General features: G+C 69.2%; 17 protein-coding genes. 6 read left to right on the forward strand and 11 right to left on the reverse strand.

All coding sequences use genetic code 11. The annotated features are described in order from the left end of the window. Nucleotides 1-61 precede the first annotated feature (61 nt). From pafA to prcB, 4 genes are all read right to left on the reverse strand, one after another. Nucleotides 62-1,420, reverse strand: a complete 1,359-nt coding sequence (gene pafA / locus KY469_08035) for a Pup--protein ligase (GenBank protein MBW3663032.1) — start codon at nucleotides 1,418-1,420, stop codon at nucleotides 62-64. Nucleotides 1,421-1,507: 87 nt separating this feature from the next. After that, entirely contained in the window at nucleotides 1,508-2,788 is a 1,281-nt protein-coding gene (locus KY469_08040; GenBank protein ID MBW3663033.1) for a hypothetical protein, read from the reverse strand. Further along, complete coding sequence (gene prcA, locus KY469_08045; protein ID MBW3663034.1) at nucleotides 2,785-3,471, reverse strand: proteasome subunit alpha; 687 nt, start codon at nucleotides 3,469-3,471, stop codon at nucleotides 2,785-2,787. The genes KY469_08040 and prcA overlap by 4 nt, the downstream gene beginning before the upstream one ends. Nucleotides 3,472-3,503: 32 nt before the next feature. After that, nucleotides 3,504-4,484, reverse strand: a complete 981-nt coding sequence (gene prcB / locus KY469_08050) for a proteasome subunit beta (GenBank protein MBW3663035.1) — start codon at nucleotides 4,482-4,484, stop codon at nucleotides 3,504-3,506. On the opposite strand from prcB, the gene KY469_08055 reads away from it, so the two are divergent. Beyond that, nucleotides 4,440-5,141: an HAD family hydrolase gene (locus tag KY469_08055; GenBank protein MBW3663036.1), complete on the forward strand. Its 702-nt coding sequence runs from the start codon at nucleotides 4,440-4,442 to the stop codon at nucleotides 5,139-5,141. The two genes, prcB and KY469_08055, sit on opposite strands and share 45 nt — an antisense overlap. Nucleotides 5,142-5,205: 64 nt before the next feature. On the opposite strand, the gene KY469_08060 is transcribed toward KY469_08055, so the two are convergent. From KY469_08060 to arc, 4 genes are all read right to left on the reverse strand, one after another. Beyond that, nucleotides 5,206-5,691, reverse strand: coding sequence for a VOC family protein (locus tag KY469_08060; protein ID MBW3663037.1), 486 nt, complete (start codon nucleotides 5,689-5,691; stop codon nucleotides 5,206-5,208). Next, on the reverse strand, nucleotides 5,618-5,833 hold the full coding sequence (locus KY469_08065) for a ubiquitin-like protein Pup (GenBank protein MBW3663038.1): 216 nt from the start codon (nucleotides 5,831-5,833) through the stop codon (nucleotides 5,618-5,620). Before KY469_08065 ends, KY469_08060 begins: the two co-directional genes overlap by 74 nt. Nucleotides 5,834-5,881: 48 nt before the next feature. Next, nucleotides 5,882-7,345 carry a proteasome accessory factor PafA2 gene (locus tag KY469_08070; GenBank protein ID MBW3663039.1) on the reverse strand — a complete coding sequence of 488 codons (1,464 nt, stop codon included), beginning with the start codon at nucleotides 7,343-7,345 and terminating at the stop codon, nucleotides 5,882-5,884. Nucleotides 7,346-7,521: 176 nt separating this feature from the next. Beyond that, a complete protein-coding gene (arc, locus tag KY469_08075; GenBank protein ID MBW3663040.1) occupies nucleotides 7,522-9,375 on the reverse strand; it encodes a proteasome ATPase in 1,854 nt (617 codons plus the stop codon). Between the two features lie 125 nt (nucleotides 9,376-9,500). Between arc and KY469_08080 the strand changes: the two genes are divergently transcribed. Continuing rightward, on the forward strand, nucleotides 9,501-9,845 hold the full coding sequence (locus tag KY469_08080; GenBank protein MBW3663041.1) for a ferredoxin: 345 nt from the start codon (nucleotides 9,501-9,503) through the stop codon (nucleotides 9,843-9,845). Between the two features lie 90 nt (nucleotides 9,846-9,935). On the opposite strand, the gene KY469_08085 is transcribed toward KY469_08080, so the two are convergent. The 3 genes from KY469_08085 to KY469_08095 all read right to left on the reverse strand — a co-directional run bounded on the left by KY469_08085 (nucleotide 9,936) and on the right by KY469_08095 (nucleotide 13,166). Further along, the gene (locus tag KY469_08085; GenBank protein MBW3663042.1) at nucleotides 9,936-11,075 is read right to left on the reverse strand and encodes a hypothetical protein; all 1,140 of its coding nucleotides are present in this window, start codon (nucleotides 11,073-11,075) and stop codon (nucleotides 9,936-9,938) included. Between the two features lie 70 nt (nucleotides 11,076-11,145). Next, a complete protein-coding gene (locus tag KY469_08090) occupies nucleotides 11,146-11,985 on the reverse strand; it encodes a tRNA (adenine-N1)-methyltransferase (protein ID MBW3663043.1) in 840 nt (279 codons plus the stop codon). Beyond that, nucleotides 11,982-13,166, reverse strand: a complete 1,185-nt coding sequence (locus tag KY469_08095; GenBank protein ID MBW3663044.1) for a MoaD/ThiS family protein — start codon at nucleotides 13,164-13,166, stop codon at nucleotides 11,982-11,984. The genes KY469_08090 and KY469_08095 overlap by 4 nt, the downstream gene beginning before the upstream one ends. 356 nt (nucleotides 13,167-13,522) lie before the next feature. Between KY469_08095 and KY469_08100 the strand changes: the two genes are divergently transcribed. From KY469_08100 to KY469_08115, 4 genes are all read left to right on the forward strand, one after another. Beyond that, the gene (locus KY469_08100) at nucleotides 13,523-15,808 is read left to right on the forward strand and encodes an aconitate hydratase (protein ID MBW3663045.1); all 2,286 of its coding nucleotides are present in this window, start codon (nucleotides 13,523-13,525) and stop codon (nucleotides 15,806-15,808) included. A 3-nt stretch (nucleotides 15,809-15,811) separates the two neighbouring features. After that, entirely contained in the window at nucleotides 15,812-16,966 is a 1,155-nt protein-coding gene (locus tag KY469_08105; GenBank protein ID MBW3663046.1) for a hypothetical protein, read from the forward strand. A 61-nt stretch (nucleotides 16,967-17,027) separates the two neighbouring features. Next, nucleotides 17,028-18,290 carry a zinc-binding dehydrogenase gene (locus KY469_08110; GenBank protein MBW3663047.1) on the forward strand — a complete coding sequence of 421 codons (1,263 nt, stop codon included), beginning with the start codon at nucleotides 17,028-17,030 and terminating at the stop codon, nucleotides 18,288-18,290. A 189-nt stretch (nucleotides 18,291-18,479) separates the two neighbouring features. Continuing rightward, the gene (locus KY469_08115) at nucleotides 18,480-19,796 is read left to right on the forward strand and encodes a M15 family metallopeptidase (protein MBW3663048.1); all 1,317 of its coding nucleotides are present in this window, start codon (nucleotides 18,480-18,482) and stop codon (nucleotides 19,794-19,796) included. Nucleotides 19,797-19,839 lie beyond the last annotated feature (43 nt).

Raw genomic sequence — 19,839 nt, forward strand, 5'->3', positions numbered from 1 at the left:
ATCCGCGCTGGTGGATCGCAACCCTGAGGATGCGATGTACCAGCATCGATGCGCGGAACGGTCACATCGAGGCGATCAGCTTGTCCACGCGCTCGTCGTCGTACTTGAACGGGTCCTTGCACAACACGGTGCGTTGCGCCTGGTCGTTGAGCTTGAGATGCACCCAGTCGACGGTGTAGTCGCGCCGGCGTGCCTTGGCGTGCCGGATGAACCGCCCTCGCAGCGCCGCACGCGTCGTCGCCGGCGGTTCCTCCTTGGCGTGCTCGATCTCCTCGTCGGTGAGCAGCCGATCGACCCGCCCCTGACGCTCGAGCAGGTAGTACAGGCCCCGGCCGCGCGCGACGTTGTGGTACGCGAGGTCGAGCATCGCGATGCGGGGATGTGCCAGAGGCAGGTCGTGACGCGTGCGGTAGGCCTCGATGAGCTGGTACTTGGCTACCCAGTCCAGCTCGCGTGAGAGCCGGGTCGGGTCCACACGGAGCGTCTCGATGACGTAGCGCCAGCGAGCGAGGACGTCCTTGGCGTACTCGTCGCCGGGGTACTGGGACTGGATGAAGCGTTCCACGCGCTCGAGGTACGCCTCCTGGATCTCCAGCGCGCTCATCTCACGTCCCGTGGACAGACGGACGCGACGTCTTCCGGTCAGGTCGTGGCTCACCTCGCGGATGGAACGGATCGGGTTCTCGAGCGTCAGGTCGCGGATGACCGCCTGTTCCTCGAGCATCCGCAGGACCAGGTCGGTGGTAGCGATCTTGAGGTACGAGGCGACCTCGCTCATGTTCGAGTCGCCGACGATGACGTGGAGGCGCCGGAACCGCTCGGCGTCGGCGTGAGGCTCGTCGCGGGTGTTGATGATCGGTCGCGAGCGCGTCGTGGCCGAGGACACGCCCTCCCAGATGTGCTCGGCGCGTTGCGCGAGGCTGAAGATCGCCCCGCGGGGGGTGTGCAGGACCTTCCCCGCCCCGGCGAACACCTGGCGGGTGACGAGGAACGGGATCAGCGCATCGGCGAGCCGCTGGAACTCCCCCACACGCGCGACCAGGTAGTTCTCGTGACAGCCGTAGCTGTTACCGGCGGAGTCGGTGTTGTTCTTGAACAGCGAGATCTCGCCCGCGATCCCCTCCTCGTGCAGTCGGCGTTCCGCCGAGGCGACGAGATCCTCGAGGATGCGCTCGCCGGCGCGGTCGTGGATGACGGCTTGCCGCGGCGAGTCGCACTCGGGTGTCGCGTACTCGGGATGGCTGCCGACGTCGAGGTACAGCCGCGCCCCGTTCTCGAGGAACACGTTGGACGATCGACCCCACGACACGACCCGCCGGAACAGGTAGCGGGCGACTTCGTCGGGACTGAGTCGCCGTTGGCCTCGGAACGTGCACGTGACTCCGTACTCGTTCTCGACCCCGAAGATGCGCCGTTCCACGTTCACCTGCTCGCTGCGCCGGGGCGCCGTGAACCCGACGCCGATGACCAGGATGGCACGTTGCGCGCCGATCCGCGCGGACCCGGCTCAACCGGCCAAGGTCCGCGCCGTGCCGAGGTCGGGGGCGATGCCCACGCGGACCTCATCGGGAGGACAGTGCACGACCGCGTCTTGCGTCGCGCCGTCGAAGACCGCCGTCCCGTCCGAGTCGACGCTCGCCGTGGCTTCGGGGAAGGCGGCCTCGTACCAAGCGGTCACCGACAGGCACAGGCCGCCGCGGTCGGCCAGCCCGATGCCCACGGAGGACACCTCGCCCTGCAGGAACAGCGCGAGGGTCCCGCCGTTCCACGCCGCGGCCCGTTCGCGTGGAACCTCGAGGGCGCGGTCGGGCTCTCCCGCTGGAGCCTCGAACAGCAGCAGCAGGTCGGCCGCCCCGAAGCCCATGGTCGCGCCGTGGACCCACGCTCCGCCGGGAGCGGGGACCGGTCGGGGAGCGACGTGCTCCTCGCCGCTGAGGTAGCGCTCGGGGTACAGGATGTCGGCGGTGGTATCCGGTGGCGAGCGGTAGGCGTCGTCCACGGCGGCCCAGCCACCCTGATCGAGGAGGGTGCGGACGAACACCGCCCCCTCCTCGTAGGGCATCAGCAGCGTGCGTTGGATGACGTGGGGCATCTCCGTGAGGTTCTCGAGCTGTCCGGCGAGGGCGAACGACTCCCCAGCAAGGCGGAGCTGGTCGATGAAGGAGAACGCGACGGTCGCGTACTCCTCCATGAGGACGGTCGCATCGCCCTCGATCAGTGCCTGGTGTGCGAAGGCACGGTCCTCGTCGCCGGCTTCGACCTCGAGGTCAGGCAGGCCGATCACCTGGTCCATGAGCGCGTGCTCCAGCTCGTGAGCCAGGACGAGCTCGTCGAGGGGACCCAGACGGCGGGACGCATCCCGTGTCCCCACGACGAGGCGGCCGTCCTCGGGGTCGTAGAAGCCAGCGACCTGTTCGGCCAACGCGACGGAGAGCAGCTCACGAAGATCCGTTCCGGGCTCGATGGCGCCGAGCAGGCTGAGGACGCGGGCATCGATGTCCGCGTCGGCGAGGGTGTAGTCCTCGACGACAGCGGCGGCCTCCTCGGCCAGCTCCTCGGGCGTCAGGAACGTCGGAGCGGGGAGGTCGTTGAAGGGCAGCTCCCGCAGCTCCGCCACCGTCCGGGCGACCCGTTCGAGCTGTTCCTCCAGGGTCTCGGCAGCTCGCGTCGGACTCGGGGCGGGGGCGGGCGGAGGGCTGCTATCCGAACGCACGAGCAGGATCGTGACGGCTGCCACCATGACGACGACCGCGGCCACGGACACGCGCCGCAGGGTCGCTCGGCTCACGTGCCGTCCAGCAGACTGGCGAGCTCGTCCTCGGGGACGCGGAAGAACCGGCGTCGCGCGCGCGTCCGATCGAGCCCGGAGACCTCGAGGTCGTCCGCCGGGATCTCGCGGTCGCTCGTCTGCCCGAGAACGCCGACTGCGAAGCGGACCGCGGCGCCCAGGCTCAGCCCGTCCTCGTAGCCGTCCTCGAGCTGCTCCATCAGCGCCTCGGACTCGCCACCGATGGCGACGAAGCGGTGTTCGTCCACGATCGAACCGTCGTAGAGGATGTGGAAGAGCTCGATCCCTGGCGCCACGTCGTTGACCTGTGCGATCAGGACCTCGACCTCGAACGGCTTGCTGTCACCCATGAAGATCCCACCGAGCGCCTGGCTGAAGGCGTTCGCGAGCGACTTGGCGAGCACGTCCTCGCGGCCGTACTGGTAGCCCTTCACGTCGGCCAGTCGGATGCCCGCGACCCGCAGTGATTCGAACTCGTTGTACTTGCCGACCGCCGCGTAGGCGATGCGGTCGTAGATCTCCGACGTCTTGTACAGCGACCGCGAGGGGTTCTCACCCACGAACACGACACCGTCGGCGTACTCGAGGGCAACCAGGGCACGTCCCCGCGCGATGCCCTTGCGGGCGTACTCCGCCCGGTCCTTCATCATCTGCTCGGGCGCGACGTAGAACGGGACCGCCACGGTTGGCTCCTCTCGGGGTGGGGTGGTCGGTATCAGGCCTGGGCGCTACGACGCTCGACCACGGCCTCGACGTGCTCGCGGACCGTCTCGTCGGCGAGTTCGTCGTAGCCCTCGCTGTCGATGACCGCCACGATGGGGTAGATGCGTCGCACGAGATCGGGACCGCCGGTGGCGCTGTCCTCCTCGGCGGCGTCGAACAGGGCGTCGACGGCCAGTCGGACGGCGGTCGGCAGGTCGCTCTCAGGGTCGTGCTCGCGCTTCAGCACGCTGCGCGCGGTCATGGAACCCGAACCGGTCGCGGCGTAGTCGCGAGCGAGGTAGCGCCCACCGGTAGGGTCGTACTCGAAGATCCGCCCGGCTCCCGTCCGCAGATCGACACCGGCGAACAGGGGCACCACGATCAGACCCTGCATCGCGAGGGGCAGGTTGGCCCGGACCATCAGAGCCAGCTTGTTCGCCTTCCCCTCGAGAGACAGGTGCTCGCCCTCGACCTTCTCGTAGTGCTCGAGCTCGAGCGCGAAGACCTTCGCGAGCTCCATCGCTGTGCCCGCCACGCCGCTGATCGCGATCGCGGAGTAGCGATCGGCTGGGAACACCTTCCGCATGTCCTTCTTGGAGATGAGGTTCCCCGCGGTCGCACGACGATCGCCCGCGATGATGACGCCGCCCTCGTACACGAGCGCCAGCACGGTCGTGCCCTCGGGGACCGATCCGGCGAAGCCGCTCGGGACCTCGCCCCGGAAGGCGCCCGGTACGGCGTCGGGCGCGCTCCGACGCAGGGTCTCGAAGAACGACGAAGAGCTCGGGTCGAAGGCGGTCCAGCCGGGCTGGCCGGGAAGCGGAAGATCGTTCACGGGTCCCCCAGGTGGGCGAGTTGCCGGTCGGGTGGCGAGGGTAGCCCCGGCCGCTTGCACCCTCGGCGGCGGCCGGTCAAGGTTGCGCGACACCGGGCCAGGTGGAGGTGGAGGTTGGTGGAGGTCATCGCCTTCGACGGCGACGACACCCTGTGGCATTCGGAGTCGTACTTCGTCCTCACCCAGGAGCGGTTCGCGGAACTGCTGGCGCCGTACGTCGAAGCCGAGAGGGTGGCCCAGGGACTCCTCGCCACCGAGCGGCGCAACCTCGACGTGTTCGGGTACGGGGTGAAGGGCTTCACGCTGTCGATGATCGAGACCGCCGTCGCCGTCACCGACGGGCGCGTGTCCGTGGACGAGATCACGACCATCCTCGGGTGGGGTCGCGAGATGATGCGTCACCCCGTCGAGCTCCTCGAAGGCGTGGCCGAGACGCTGGAGCAGCTCTCGCGCGACCACCGTCTCGCGCTCGTCACGAAGGGCGATCTGTTCCACCAGGAGAGCAAGCTCGCGGCGTCAGGTCTCGGCGAGATCTTCGAGCACGTCGCCATCGTGACCGAGAAGGACCCCGCCACCTACCGACGTGTGGTCAGCACGCTCGGGGTCGAGCCCGCCAGCTTCCTCATGGTGGGCAACTCGCCCCGGTCGGACATCGCACCCGTGCTCGAGATCGGCGGCCGCGCGGTCCACATCCCCTACCACCTCACCTGGGCGCTCGAACGTGCCGTTCTCCCGCCCGCTCACGACCCCGCAACGGACGTGTGGCTGCTCGACGACATCCGCGAGCTGCCCGCCCTCCTGACCGACCTGACCTGACGGGCCCCCTGCGGCTCGATGTACCGGTCCTGTCGGTCATGACCGAGCAGAGTGGTACACGGAGTCAGCCGACGTCGCGACCGCCGAGGTCCTGGGCGAGCTCGATGAGGTAGCCGTCCGGGTCGCGCACGTAGGCGGTGCGTTGACCCCAGGGGCGATCGGTTGGGCCTACCGCGGCGACCGCTCCGGCGGACATCAGCTCGGCGTAGGCGGCGTCCACGTCGTGGACCTTGAACCCCAGCTCGAACCCCGGCGCCTCGCGATCGGGGCGTTCGAGTTGCTCACGTCCGATCGTGGCCGCCATCGCCGACCGTTCGAACAGTGCGAGACGGGTCTGGCCGGTGGCGAGCTGCGCGTAGGGATCGGAGCGGTGATCGAGCGTGAGCCCGAGCGTCCCGGTGTAGAAGGCGAGCGACCGATCGAGGTCGTCGACGACGAGGACGACGTAGTCGAGGACGGACAGCTCCACGTCGGGGCTACTGGCCGCCCTTCTGGACGTAGTTCTTGATGAACTCCTCGGCGTTCTCCTCGAGGACCTCGTCGATCTCATCGAGCAGCTCGTCGACGTCCTCGAGTAGCTCCTTGGCCTCCTCGTCGGTCGTCGTCGTGGCCTCGGGAGCCTCTTCGACCTGATCGGAGGCGGAGGAACTCTTCTGGGTCTGACCTCCGTCGCTCACACGCAGCCTCCGCATCTGGAACGCGTCGAGGAGGAGGGTACCCGGGTGGTGAGGCGGTCCGCTTCAGCCCTGGAGCTCGCCGAGGAGCTCCTCGGCGGTGTCGCAGCGATCGAGCAGGTCGCCGACGTGCGCCTTGGTGCCGCGCCCCGGCTCCATCATCGGGACACGCTGGAGCGCGTCACGACCCACGTCGAATATCAGGGCGTCCCACCCTGCCGCGACGATCTGACGTCTGAACTTCGCGAGGCACTTGCCGCGGAAGTAGGCGCGCGTGTCCGCGGGCGGTTCGGTCATGGCCGCCTGGATCTCGCTCTCGGCCACGAGGCGCTCGACCTCGCCCCGCGCCGCTAGTCGGTTGTACAGGCCCTTGTCACCGCGTACGTCGTGGTACTGCAGGTCGACCATCTTCACCTTCGGACTGTCCCAGGCCAGCCCGTGTCGGTCGCGGTACTGCTCGAGCAGGCGCAGCTTGGTGGCCCAATCCACCTGGCCGGCGAGGGCGAGCGGATCCACCTCGGCGGTGGCCAATACCCACTCCCAGCGCTGCAGTACCTCGGCGGTCACCGGATCGACGTCGCGGTCCTTGCAGTACGTCTTGGCGGCATCGAGGTAGCGCCACTGCAGTTCGATGGCGGTGGCGCGGCTGCCATCCGAGAGTGACACCGTTCGCTTCAGGGTCGGGTCGTGGCTCAGCTCGTGGAACGACTCGACGGGCCGGGCGAGCTGGGGGGCCTCGGGAAGCTGATCGTCCTCGATCATGTCGAGCACCAGCATCGTCGTGCCTACCTTGAGGAACGTCGCCACCTCGCACAGCGTCGCGTCGCCGTTGATGACGTGGAGGCGTCGGTACTTCTCCGGATCCGAGTGCGGCTCGTCACGCGTGTTGATCAGGGGGCGCTTCAAGGTCGTCTCGAGCCCGACCTCGACCTCGAAGAAGTCAGCGCGCTGGGTGAGCTGGAAGGGCGTGTCGTCGAGCCCGAACTCGTTGCCGATCCGTCCTGCCCCGGTGTAGATGACCCGCGAGACGAAGAAGGGGATCAGGTTGGTGACGAGCGAGGGGAAGGGGACCGAGCGCGGGACGAGGTAGTTCTCGTGCGTGCCGTAGGCCGCACCCTTGCCGTCGGTGTTGTTCTTGTGGATCAGGATCCTGCCACCGTCGGGCAGCGTGTGGGCCGCCCGCCGGGCAGCCTCCTCGAGGATGCGCTCCCCCGCCTTGTCCCACACCACGAGGTCGCGCGCGTTGCTGCACTCCGGCGACGAGTACTCGGGATGGGCGTGGTCGACGTAGAACCGCGCCCCGTTCGTCAGGACGGTGTTCGCGAGCCCGAGTTCCTCGTCCGAGGGGGGTTCGTGCGGGCTGGGCTCGTCGAAACCACGCGCGTCACGCAGGGGATGCTCGTCGGAGTGGTCCCAGCGGACCGGCTCCTCGGCGGATTGGTACGCGCTGACGACCATCGAGGACGCCAGGACCGGGTTCACGTCCGGTTGGCCCGAGACGGTGATCCCGAACTCGGTCTCGGTCCCCACGTACTTCGGTTGGGCCAAGAGCTACTCCTCGCGAATGTCGAAGCGTACGTGCCGGCCCTGGCGGTTGCGTGCGCGCTTCCTCCGAAACCCGCGCCAGCGCCGGTTTCCCCCTTCGGGCGGAAACCGGCGCGCGGCGACGGGTTTCGCTTAGCGGCTCGCTCTTCGAGCGTCGCCGCTCACAGGTACTGGCCCGCGTTCACGCTCTCGATGGCGCGGCCGGGCTCCTCGTCGCCGCTGACCAGGGTGCGCACGTAGACGATGCGCTCGCCCTTCTTGCCCGAGATCCGCGCCCAGTCGTCGGGGTTGGTGGTGTTGGGCAGATCCTCGTTCTCGCGGAACTCGTCGCGGATCGCGCTGATCAGGTCGGTGGTGCTCAGACCCTTCTCACCCACGTCGAGGAAGCGCTTGATGGCGTACTTCTTCGCTCGCGCGACGACGTTCTCGATCATGGCGCCCGAGTTGAAGTCCTTGAAGTACAGGACCTCCTTCTCGCCGTTGGCGTACGTCACCTCGAGGAAGCGGCTGTCCTCGTCGTCGGCGTACATCTTCTCGACCGTGGCATCGATCATCGACTCGATCGCAGCCTCCGGATCGCCGCCGTGCACCTTCACCTCATCGTCGCGCAAGGGGAGCCGCGCGTGCAGGTAGATCGAGAAGATCTCGCGCGCCGCGACCGCGTTGGGGCGGTCGATCTTGATCTTCACATCGAGCCGACCGGGACGGAGGATGGCTGGGTCGATCATGTCCTCGCGGTTGGACGCCCCGATCACGACCACGTCCTTCAACGACTCGACGCCGTCGATCTCGGCCAGCAGCTGGGGCACGATCGTGTTCTCGACGTCCGAGCTCACGCCGGAGCCGCGGGTGCGGAACAGCGAGTCCATCTCGTCGAAGAACACGATGACCGGGTAGCCCTCGGACGACTTCTCGCGAGCCCGCTGGAAGATCAGGCGGATCTGGCGTTCGGTCTCGCCCACGTACTTGTTCAGCAGCTCGGGACCCTTGACGTTGAGGAAGTAGCTGCGGGCATCCTCGCGTCCGGTCTTCTCGGCCACGCGCTGCGCGAGCGAGTTGGCGACCGCCTTGGCGATGAGGGTCTTGCCGCAGCCGGGGGGGCCGTACAGCAGGATCCCCTTCGGGGCGCGTAGCTCGTGCTCGACGAACAGGTCAGCGTGCAGATACGGCAGCTCGACCGCGTCGCGGATCTGCTCGATCTGGGTGTCGAGTCCGCCGATCATCTCGTAGGTGATGTCGGGGACCTCTTCCAGGACGAGCTGCTCGACCTCGGCCTTGGGGATGCGCTCGAGCGCGTAGTTCGACCTCGGGTCCAGTAGCACCGAATCTCCCGCCTTCAGCGGACCCTGGCGGAGGGGCTCGGCGAGCTGGACGATGCGCTCCTCGTCCCCGCGGCCGAGCACCAGAGCGCGTCCGTCATCGAGCAGCTCTGAGATCATCGCGATCTCGCCTCTATCATCGAACGTCGCCACGCCCACCACGTTCATGGCGTCGTTGAGGAGGACCTCCTGACCGGGCTGCAGCGAGCCGAGGTCGACCTCTGGGGCGACGTTCACGCGCAGCTTGCGACCCTGGTTGGAGACCACGACCGTGTCGTCATCGCTGGCCTCGAGGAACGACGCGTAGGCCTGCGGCGGCGAGCTGAGCTTCTCGACCTCCTCGCGCAGCGCGGTCAGCTGCTCGCGGGCGGCGCGGAGGGTCTCGGAGAGCTTCGCGTTCTGTGACAGTGCGCTCTGCAGCTGGCCCTTGGTCTCGAGCAGCCGCTCCTCGAGGACCCGGATCCGTGTCGGCGTCGTCTCGAGACGGCGACGCAGGAGCTCGACCTCCTCGCGGAGGAACTTCAGCTCGGCGTGCAGGTCGTCGGCGTCACCTGCGCCAGCAGGCGTACCCACGCCGAGGTCGAGGTCGTCCTCGTCCCTGCGATCCCGTCGGGGCCGGTCGGGCGTCTGTGCGGCCACCTGCGCTCCCTTCAGCGGGCTGACGTGCCCCGCGGATCGAGTATACGGAGCCCCCATCGTCCCTCGACCGAGGGTCGACGGACCGGCGGTCGAGCACGAGCGACGTCACGGGTAGCCTCGGTCGCGTGAGTGAACGCGTCGTCGCCCCGGTCACGCCTGGCAAGGCCCAGGCGGATCGGACCGTGCCGACAGCCGACCGTGGTCCGGACGACGACGATCCTCGCCCGCGCGTCTGGGTCGACCAGGACCTGTGCACCGGCGATGGCATCTGCGCCCAGCTCGCACCGGAGGTGTTCAAGATCCACTGGGACGGGCTCGCGTACGTACACCACGATGACGACGAGATCCTCGAGGAACCCGGCGCCACCGTGCCCATCGATCCGAAGCGAGCCATGGCGGTGATCGAGTCGGCTCGTGAGTGTCCCGGCGACTGCATCTGCATCGTCGACGGCGTTGATGGCACCGTCCACGGCGAGCCCAACCCCCGGGCCGTCCCAGGCGCTGAGCCCACAGCAGGCGACGTCTGACACATCGATGTTGGTAGATCGCATCCTACAGGGTTGCGATGTACCAACACGGATGGGGTGCGGCGCCTCAACGCGTCGCGCACACGCCACCTAGCCGGCGAGGGCGCGGCCGAAAAGCTTCGGGGCCGAGGTCGAACGCAGCAGCAGTTTCACCTCCGCAGCGAGGGCGTCCAGGGCGCGGGTGTCCATACGCCGGAGCCAGACCACGAGTTCGCGGGTCGTCGACGGGTAGAGCACGCCCGCTTCCTGCAACTTCTTCTTGCCCGGCTTGAGCTTGAGCAGCAGCGTCACCGCATCCGGGTCCCCCGCCCGTGCCGCCCGGATCAACGCCTGGGCGTTCTTCATGCGGTTGACGCCCTTGGTGCCCTTGCGTTCCTTGTGGATCGCCTTGATGCCGTGGTAGGCCTGCATGATCCCCTTGGCCGCGCCGTTCAACAGGTCGATCGTCCCGGTGATGACCAGGGTGGTGCCGCCGGTGACCAGGTTGATGAGGCTCGAGATGAACTTGGCCAGCTTCATCACGGCCTGCGCGATGGTCTCGACGAAGAACCGGTGGACCTTGTTGGACCCGTACTCGGCAGCGGCGTACACCGGCGCTGCGGACGGCGTCCCGGACTGGAGCCGCTCCCCTGCACTCTTCCTCGTGCGGTCGAGGGCCTTGCGCCTCTTCCACGCCTTGACCGACTTGACGATCCCCTGGACGAACTTGATGGCTCCGCGGATGACGCCGACGTAGCCCATCACGATGCCGCTGATCGTCGAGAAGCTGGCGACCGCGTCGCTCCACTTCGCTGGGCCCTGCTTGAGGCTCTGCGCACCATGCTCGGCTGCGTCCTTGATGACCGCCCCCTGCTTGGTCGGGTTCTCCTCGTCCGTCATGGGGCGGTTGCCGCCGTGCACCTGTTGCGCTGACCCCTTGATCTTCGAGGTGGTCTTCTTGCCCGTCTTGAGGCCGAACAGCTGTTGTGGCCGCATGATCCTGTCGGCCTTGACCGCGGTGAAGTCGGCCTTGGTCGGGTCCGCGCGGGTCCACCGTTGCACGACGAGCTGCGAGACGGCCGCGTTGCCGTGGGTGCGCTGCAGATGTACGAACGCGTTAGGGGTCATCGCATGGGCCCCGCCGGAACGGACCGATGCCTCCGCCTGCCGCGCGGCGAGTGACCTGACGGCTGCATCGGCCGGGGCGAGCTGCTCGTTGTGATCCTCGATGCGTCGCCGCACGCGCGTCACGACACCCTTTCGCGCTCCCTACACGCTGTCATACCTGCTCGGATGCAGCACGTCCAGTACCGCGCGCGCACTAGCCGCTGGTGGTGGGTCCCGGGCCGCCCTCCGACGCGGACAGGACCCGTCGGGCGACGGTGATGAACGCCGTGTGCGCCACCATGCGGTGGTCGGGACGGACCGCGAGGCCGCTGACGTGCCACGACCGCACGAGCGTCTCGGTGGTCTGGACCTGGGCCCAGCGCCCGTCCTCCTCGAGCACCTCGTGCAGGCGCATGACCTGGGTGACGGTGGGGGTGTAGGCGACCAGGACGCCGCCGGGGTGGAGCGCTTCGGCCCCACCCTTGACCATCTCCCAGGGCTCGAGGACGTCGAGCACCAACCGGTCGCAGCGGAGCTCGGGCAAGGCGTCCGCCAGGTCGCCGAGGCGCACCTCCCAGTTGGGCGGCAGCTCGCCGAGGAAGCGCTCGACGTTGTCCCGAGCGGTGTCGATGTGGTCGTCGCGGCGCTCGTAGCTGATGACACGACCCTCGGTGCCGACCGCCTGCAGCAGCGCCAGGCTCAGTGCCCCCGATCCCGCACCCGCCTCGAGCACGGTGCATCCGGGGCGGATGTCGCCCATGGCCACGATCATCGCCTGGTCCTTGCGGTACACGACCTGGGCGCCGCGAGGCATCTTGAGCGTGAAGTCCTCGAGCGTGGGGCGCAGCGCCACCAGCTCCATGCCCTTGGACGTCCGGCGGGCACAGCCCTCCGGCTGACCGATCAGCTCGTCGTGCTCCAGGACGCCCGCGTGGGTGTGGAACTCGCCCCCCGACCGCAGTGTCACCAGGTAGCGCCGGCCCTTGCGGTCGCGCAGCAGCACCCGCTCGCCCGGTTCGAGGGGTCGTGGATCACCCGGGAGCCGCGCCGTCACGCCGACGCCCCCCGCTCGAGGTCACCCGATGTGGGGGCGATCACCGCCAGGATGCGATCTCGCTGGCGGCAGAACGCGCACACGTCTCCGGTCGTCGGCATGCCGCACCGTGAGCACGCGTGGAGCGCGACCTCGTCGTCGCCCTGCTCCTGCCACTTCGAGGCGTGCTTGTCGAGGTAGCCGAACAGGAACTGCGCCTTCGCGCCGGGCGCGCCTTGCTCGACGAGGTTCAGCGCCTCCTTCAACTCGTGGCCGGTGTTGCCGTCCACGAGGGGGCACTCCTCGACGACGTAGTCGATGCCGCGGATGACGCAGTAGGCCGCCATCTCGCGCTCCGAGAGCCGGTACAACGGCTTGACCTTCTTGACCTGGTTCGCACCGGTCGCCGGCAGGACCGGCCGTTGCCGGGCGAGGAAGCTGTCCTGCCAGCGCAGGACGTTGCCCAGCAGCGTCGCGGCCTCGTCGTCGAGGTTGTGTCCGGTCACCATGACGTCGTAGCCGTGCTCGACCGCCACCTTGTTGAAGGTGTAGCGCTTGCTGAGCCCGCACACACCGCACGTGGGGCGGCGCGCAGCCTGCGAGCCCGACGGCGTCGTGTAGCCGTACTCGTCCTGCAGCTCGAGGTAGTGCAGGCGCAGGCCCCGAGGCTCGGCCACGGCAGCCGCGAAGTCACGGCAGATGCGCCCCGACCGGTTGGAGTAGCCGCCGATGCCGAGGCCGATGTAGAGGCCATCGGCTCGGTACCCCATCTCGATGAGCGCGTTCCACAGCGCGAGGCTGTCCTTGCCACCGGAGACCGCCACGAGGATGCGATCGGCGTAGCTGAACATCGGCTCTCGCCCAGGGGCGGCCGGATCGCCGTAGTCGATGGCCTTGCGGATCTGCCCGTGCACGTGGTCCACGAAGTGCGGCCCGCAGAAGGCCGCTCGGTGCCGGGGCTCCTCGATGACCGCCGGGCCGCGGCAGTCGCGGCAACGGGGGCCGCCGGACCCTCCGGAGATGACGGGCCGAACCTCGATCTCGGCGTCGTCGGACAGTTCCCGGTCCGCGGTCACCAACTCACCGCTGTGGATGACGAGCACCGTGGTCGGGTTGATGTCGAGGTTCTCGAGGACCTGCGCGACGGTGGCGGGACCCGCGACGGTCGCGGTGCGGTCGGGGTTGCGCAGACGTACACGCACAGCGGCGTCACCTCCGGTTCGGTCGGCCTCGGGGACGCTCTGCCCGGAAGCCAGGGGTACGGGGTGGACGGACGAGGGTAGCCAGCCTGGCCCTCCGTCGGTCCGCCCGCCCGCACGGGTCCGACCGGCCGGGGTCGGGGCACCCGGACGATGCCCCCGTGCCCCAAGATGTTCACGAGGGCGCTGGGATCCTGACCACGGGATCACCCCCGCGCCCCGGCACCGACCTCACGACCCGGCACGGCGCCGCCACCGCCCCCCCGGCGGCGTCGTGCCGAACCTCTCCCGGGGGATCGCCTGCCCCACACCGTCACCTAGACTCGCTGACCCCAGCCCGGCGTCCCAGCGAGGCTCACATGGCCGACCGTCACCCCGCCGCCTCGACCCCGATCGCTCTGGTGCGGGACGTGTACGGACGGTTCGACGACCGACTGCCGCTAGCGCGTGACCGCTACGGCCGACCCCTCACGTTCGCGGAGAAAGTGGCTTTCGCCCACCTCGACGATCCGGACGCCGCGGGTCTCGAGCGAGGGGTCGACTACACCGATTACCGCCCCGACCGGGTCGCCATGCAGGACGCCACCGCCCAGATGGCCGTGCTGCAGTTCATGCTCGCAGGCAAGGACGAGGTGGCGGTGCCGACGACCGTGCACTGCGATCACCTGATCCAGGCGCACGTGGGTGCCGACGCCGACCTCGCCATCGCGAACGAGAGCAACCGCGAGGTCTACGAGTTCCTCCGCAGTGCCGCACAGCGCTACGGCATGGGCTTCTGGAAGCCCGGCAGCGGGATCATCCACCAGGTCGTGCTCGAGAACTACGCCTTCCCGGGCGGCATGATGATCGGCACCGACAGCCACACCCCGAACGCCGGTGGGATCGGGATGGTCGCGATCGGGGTCGGCGGCGCGGACGCGGTCGACGTCATGGTCGACATGCCCTGGAACCTGCGCGTCCCCAAGCTCATCGGGGTGAGGCTCACGGGGTCGTTGGGCGGTTGGACGTCGCCCAAGGACATCATCCTGAAGGTCGCCGAGATCCTGACCGTCAAGGGTGGTACCGGAGCCATCGTCGAGTACTTCGGTCCCGGCGCTGAGTCGATCTCGGCCACCGGCAAGGGCACGATCTGCAACATGGGCGCCGAGATCGGGGCGACCACGTCGCTGTTCGCGTACGACGAGTCGATGAGCCGCTACCTCAAGGCGACCGAACGCGAGGAGATCGCGGACCTCGCCAACGCGCACGCCCACCACCTCCGCGCCGACGACGAGGTCCTGGCCGACCCCGAGCGGTTCTACGACCGGCTGATCGAGATCGACCTGGACACCCTCGAGCCCCACCTCGTGGGTCCGCACACCCCCGATCTGGCCCGGCCTGTCTCCGCGATGAAGCAGGAAACACCCGAGAAGGGCTACCCGGTCGAGATCACGGCGGCGTTGGTCGGCTCGTGCACCAACTCCAGCTACGAGGACATCACCCGGGCGGCCTCGATCGCCCGGCACGCCAAGGAGCACGGACTGACCTCCAAGACCAGCCTCCTCGTGACGCCCGGCTCGGAGCAGGTGCGCGCGACGATCGAGCGTGACGGATTGCTCGCCGACCTCGAGGCCATCGGGGCGACCGTTCTCGCCAACGCGTGTGGGCCCTGCATCGGGCAGTGGAAGCGCGACGACATCGAGTCGGGCGAGACCAACTCGATCGTGACCTCCTTCAACCGCAACTTCCCCAAACGCAACGACGGCAACCCCGCGACGTTGGCGTTCATCGGTTCGCCCGAGACGGTCATCGCCATGGCGCTCGCCGGGCGGCTCGACTTCGACCCTGCCAGGGACACCATCACCGCGCCGGATGGCACCGAGATCCGACTGCCGGAGCCCACTGGCATCGAGCTGCCAGAGGGCGGCTTCATCCGCGGGGAGGAGGGCTTCGTGGCGCCGGCCGAGGGCGCCACGGGCGAGGTCGTGATCGATGAGGGGTCGGAACGTCTCCAGCGGTTGACCCCGTTCCCCGCGTGGGACGGAGAGGACCTGCGGGAGCTGCCCATCCTGCTCAAGGCGAAGGGCAAGTGCACCACCGACCACATCTCGATGGCGGGACCCTGGCTGCGCTACCGAGGCCACCTCGAGAACATCTCGGGCAACCTGTACGCGGGGGCCGTCGGGGCGTTCGGGGAGCGCGCTGGCGTGGGGACCGACGTCCTCGCCGAGGACGAGGAGGTGGCGTTCCCCGAGCTCGCGAAACGCTGGCACGAGCAGGGCGTGGAGTGGGTCGTCTTCGGGGACGAGAACTTCGGCGAGGGCTCGTCGCGTGAGCACGCGGCGATGGAGCCCCGGTTCCGCGGCTGCCGCGCCATCATCGTACGCAGCTTCGCGCGGATCCACGAGACCAACCTGAAGAAGCAGGGCGTCCTGCCCCTCACGTTCGCCGACCCGTCGGACTACGACCTCATCCAGCAACACGACCGCGTCTCGATCCTCGGCCTCGCCGACCTCGCCCCGGGGCGACCGGTCCGGGTCGTGCTCCAACACGCGGACGGCTCGACCGACGAGATCGAGACGACCCACACCCTGAGCGAGGAGCAGATCGCCTGGTTCCGGGCAGGGTCGGCACTCAACCTGATCCGTCAGCAGCAAGGGGGTTGACCCGTGTTCGATCTTCCGTCCCCCGAGATCAGCGACGCGTTCCGGCCGCTGTCACCGTTCATGGAGGCGCGGGACTACGTGCCCGGAGGACCGGTCGCCCGCGTGCCTCCGGGAGCCGAGCTCGACGCGCTGCGCGAAGCGGTGGACGACGTCCGGGAGGCCGTGATCGCCAGCGGCACGCCCGAGGGCGTGACGACGTGCGATCTGATCACCCTCCCCTACCCCACCCGGTTCGGGCTGTGGCGGGCCGCGACGAGTCCGGCGCCCTACCTGTGGATCACCAACCGGATGGTGGTGGTGCGGTGGACCGAGGGAGCGCATCGCCGCACGCTGCTGTGGGAGCCGTCGGACCACGAGCTGGGTGACCGCACCCCCTACTTCGCGCGGCTGAAGGCCAAGAACCCGCTTCCCGAGCGCTTCCTGCGCACCATCCACGGGACCGTCCTGGGCCACCTTCGCGCGCTCGGGATCGAACCAGCGGACGTCGACTACCTCGCCTTCGACCACCTCCACACCCAGGACGTGAGGCGGCTGATCGGTACCACCGGACCCGCCCCCGACCTGGGATCGATCGACGAGCCGATCGCCCCGTGGCTCCCCAACGCCCGCCTGATCACCCAGGAGCGCGAGTGGCAGGCACTCCGGCACCTGCACCCGCTGCAGGCGCCGTGGTACCAGCCCGAGACGTACACGGCGCTGCCGACCGAGCGCCTGTTGAACATCGACGGCGACGTCGTCCTCGGCCCCGGGGTGGCCCTCATCGCGACGCCCGGCCACACCGCCGGAAACATGTCCCTCGTCCTCAACACCAGCCGGGGTCTGTGGGTGTCGTCCGAGAACGGCATCGCCGCCGAGTCGTGGACCCCGCACGCATCGAGCATCGCCGGCGTCAGCCGGTGGTCGGTCGAGTGGGGACAGGACGTGATCCTCAACGCGAACACCATCGAGTTCGCCGCCTGGCAGTACGACTCGATGATCGCCGAGGCGCTGCTCGCCGACCCCACACCCGAGGGCACCTTCCGCCAGTGCTTCCCCTCGAGCGAGCTCACCGCGTCCCGGCTCTCGCCCGGGACGAGCCCGACCTACACCCACGAGCGTATCGAGCACGGCCAGGTGCTGCCCAGCCGCGTCCTCACCGCAGCCGGCACATCCGCGTGACGCCCTCCGTCCCACCCCCCAGGCCGGCAACGCCGGCCCCTCCCCCCTCGAGGGGGGAGGTGTGACCGAGCGGGTGAGGGCGCTGCGGATCTCGCTCGCGCCGCACCGTGTCGCCGTGGCTCTCACGGCGGGGCGGTGGCGCCCCGACCTCTACCACGGCGGGACAGGGTCGCCTCTGCGCCTCACGGAGGTGCGACGACCCGAACGCCCCGACGGCTGGGTCCGCGTCCGCCCGATCCTCGCGGGCATCTGCGCGTCCGACCGCAAGATGCTGCACCTGACCGGGATGGGTACGACCCTGCTGTCGCTCTACGGCTTCCCGCGAGGCGGGATGATCCCTGGACACGAGGTCGTCGGCCACGTCGTCGACGCTCCGCGCAACGCCGCGGTGGCCGAGGGCGATCGTGTCGTGCTCGAGCCGCTGTTGAGCTGCAGCGACAAGGGCTTCGCCCCGTGTGCGCGCTGCGAGGCGGGAGACGATCACGTCTGTGAGCACTTCGCCGACGCCGGTGACCAGCATCCCGGTGCGGGCTTCGGGCTCAACGCCCGCTACGGCGGTGGCTGGGCCGAGGAACTGGTCGCCCCCGCCCACCGCGCCTTCCGGGTCCCCGATGACCTGGACGACCGCGAGGCCGTGCTCGCGGAGCCCTTCGCCATCGGCGTCCACGCCGTGGCCAGGAACCTGCCGCCGGCGGGAGCACGCGTGCTGGTCATCGGACCCGGCCCGATCGGCCTGGCGGTCGTGCACGCCCTACAGGCTCTCGCCCCCGACACGAGCGTCACCGTGGCCGGCGTCCACCCCTTCTCGGACGCGTTCGCCCTCGAGGCGGGGGCCGACCAGATCGTGCACGGCACCCAGGCGGCGCTCGTCCAGGCCGCGGCCGACGTGCTCGCCTCGCCGATCCGTGGCAACCGCTTGTCGGGGCCGGTCCTCGAGGACGGCTTCGACGTCGTGTTCGACTGCGTGGGCGTCGAGCAGACCGTCGACGATGCACTGCGTCTGACCAGACCGCGTGGACAGGTCGTGCTCGTGGGCACCTCGACCCGCCAGAAGGTCGATTGGTCGCTGCTGTGGCACCGCGAGCTGGGCGTGCGGGGCACGGTGTACTACGGCACCGAGGACGTGACCGACCGCGCCCGGTTACGGACGGGGCGCCGGCGCGCGATGCAACTGGCGCTCGAGATCCTCGAGGACGCGGCTGTCGCTGGGCTCGTCACCCACGTGTTCCCGCTCGACGAGCCGAGGCAGGCCCTCGGTACCGCTGCCGCGGGGCCGGGAGCCGAGGCGATCAAGGTCGCGTTCCGCCCGTCCGAGACCGCCTGAGACCGCCGGACGACACCCATCCGGACCACCCTGAACCACCCCTCGTGCACGCCAGGGTGGCTCCGAGGGTCGTTACCATGGGTGATCAGCAGGAACCGGCGTAGCCGGTGGCGAAGCACGTTCCCCGGGTCATCGGCGCTGCCCGGACGGCAACGCGTCAGCCGACAACCACACACGACTGGTAGCACGATGCGAGGGCGACCGCTGCTCCGTGGCCTCCGGCCACGGCTGCGGCTTGCCATCTCCGTGGTTACGGCCGTCGCGATCGTATCCGCAGCGTGTGCCAGCGACGGGCTCGCTCGGCTCCAGCAGCAGGCGAGCGTGCTCGCCGACGCCCCGGCACCGCTCGAGCAGGCGCCGGACCAGAGCGCTGACGACGCCCCGGCTACCGCCGCCGTGCCGCCCACCAGGACCGCGGTAGAGCCCTCGCGTCCCGACCCGACGTCCGACCCGATCGCCGCGGTCACCGTGCCCGACGTCGTTCCCGTCCACCAACCCGACCTCCTGCTGCGACCGGAGGACGCCAGTGCGGACGACGTCTACGGGATCTTCGGTGCATCGGGTATCGAGCACGTCGCTGGCGTCGCCGAGTTCGAGGCCACCATCGTGCTCCCGGAGGGTCGTAGCGAGACGGTCTCGGTCCTCGCGGTCGATCCCGCGACGTTCCGCTCCCTCACGCCGTCGATCACGGCCCTCGAGCCGGGTGTCTGGCAGCGGCTCAGCGAGGGCGATGTCGCGGTGCGTCACGAGGTCGCACACCGACTACAGCTCGAGCTGGGCGCTCCGCTCGTGCTCAGCTCGCTCGAGCACGGAACCGCCATGGACGTCCGGCTCGGGGCGCTCGCGTCGAACGGGGCACCCCCGCTCGCGGACCTGGTCGTCCCGTGGGACGTGGGCGCCAACCTCGTCGGCGTCCGCACCAACCTCTTCGTCGTGGCACTCGACGAGGACGAGGACGCCGGCGCCACCGCTGACGAGCTCGTCGAGATGGTCGGCGGAGGCACGGCCGAGGTCCTCGCCGGCCCCGAGGAGCACGAGGCGTCGCTGCGAGGCGGTGGCGCGGCTCAGCAGTTCGAGCCCTTCAGCTACCTCGATCTGGGCGACGGTCTGATCATCATCGACCCGAACTGGGTCTCGCGCTGGATCGTCACGGTGGACCTGCCCAGTCTGGGCGTGACCCGCTGCCACCGGCTCATGATCCCCCAGCTCATGGCGGCGCTGATCGAGATCCACGACGCCGGCCTGGCCGGGCACTTCAAGCCGGAGCAGTTCGCCGGGTGCTGGATGCCGCGGCACATCGACTGGAACCCCGCCAAGCCGTTGTCGATGCACGCGTGGGGCCTGGCCGTCGACATCAACAGTCACGACAACTGGCTGGGTCAGACGCCCATGATGGATCCACGCATCGTCGAGATCTTCCAGAAGTGGGGCTTCGAGTGGGGCGGCCACTGGTCGCGCCCCGACGGCATGCACTTCGAGCTGAAGCACCTGGTCCAGGTGGGCTGACGGCCCCGGGTTACGCTCGTCACGTACGGACGTCGACCAGGAT

The organism is Actinomycetota bacterium, from assembly GCA_019347575.1.
Taxonomy (GTDB): Bacteria; Actinomycetota; Nitriliruptoria; order Nitriliruptorales; family Nitriliruptoraceae; genus JAHWKY01.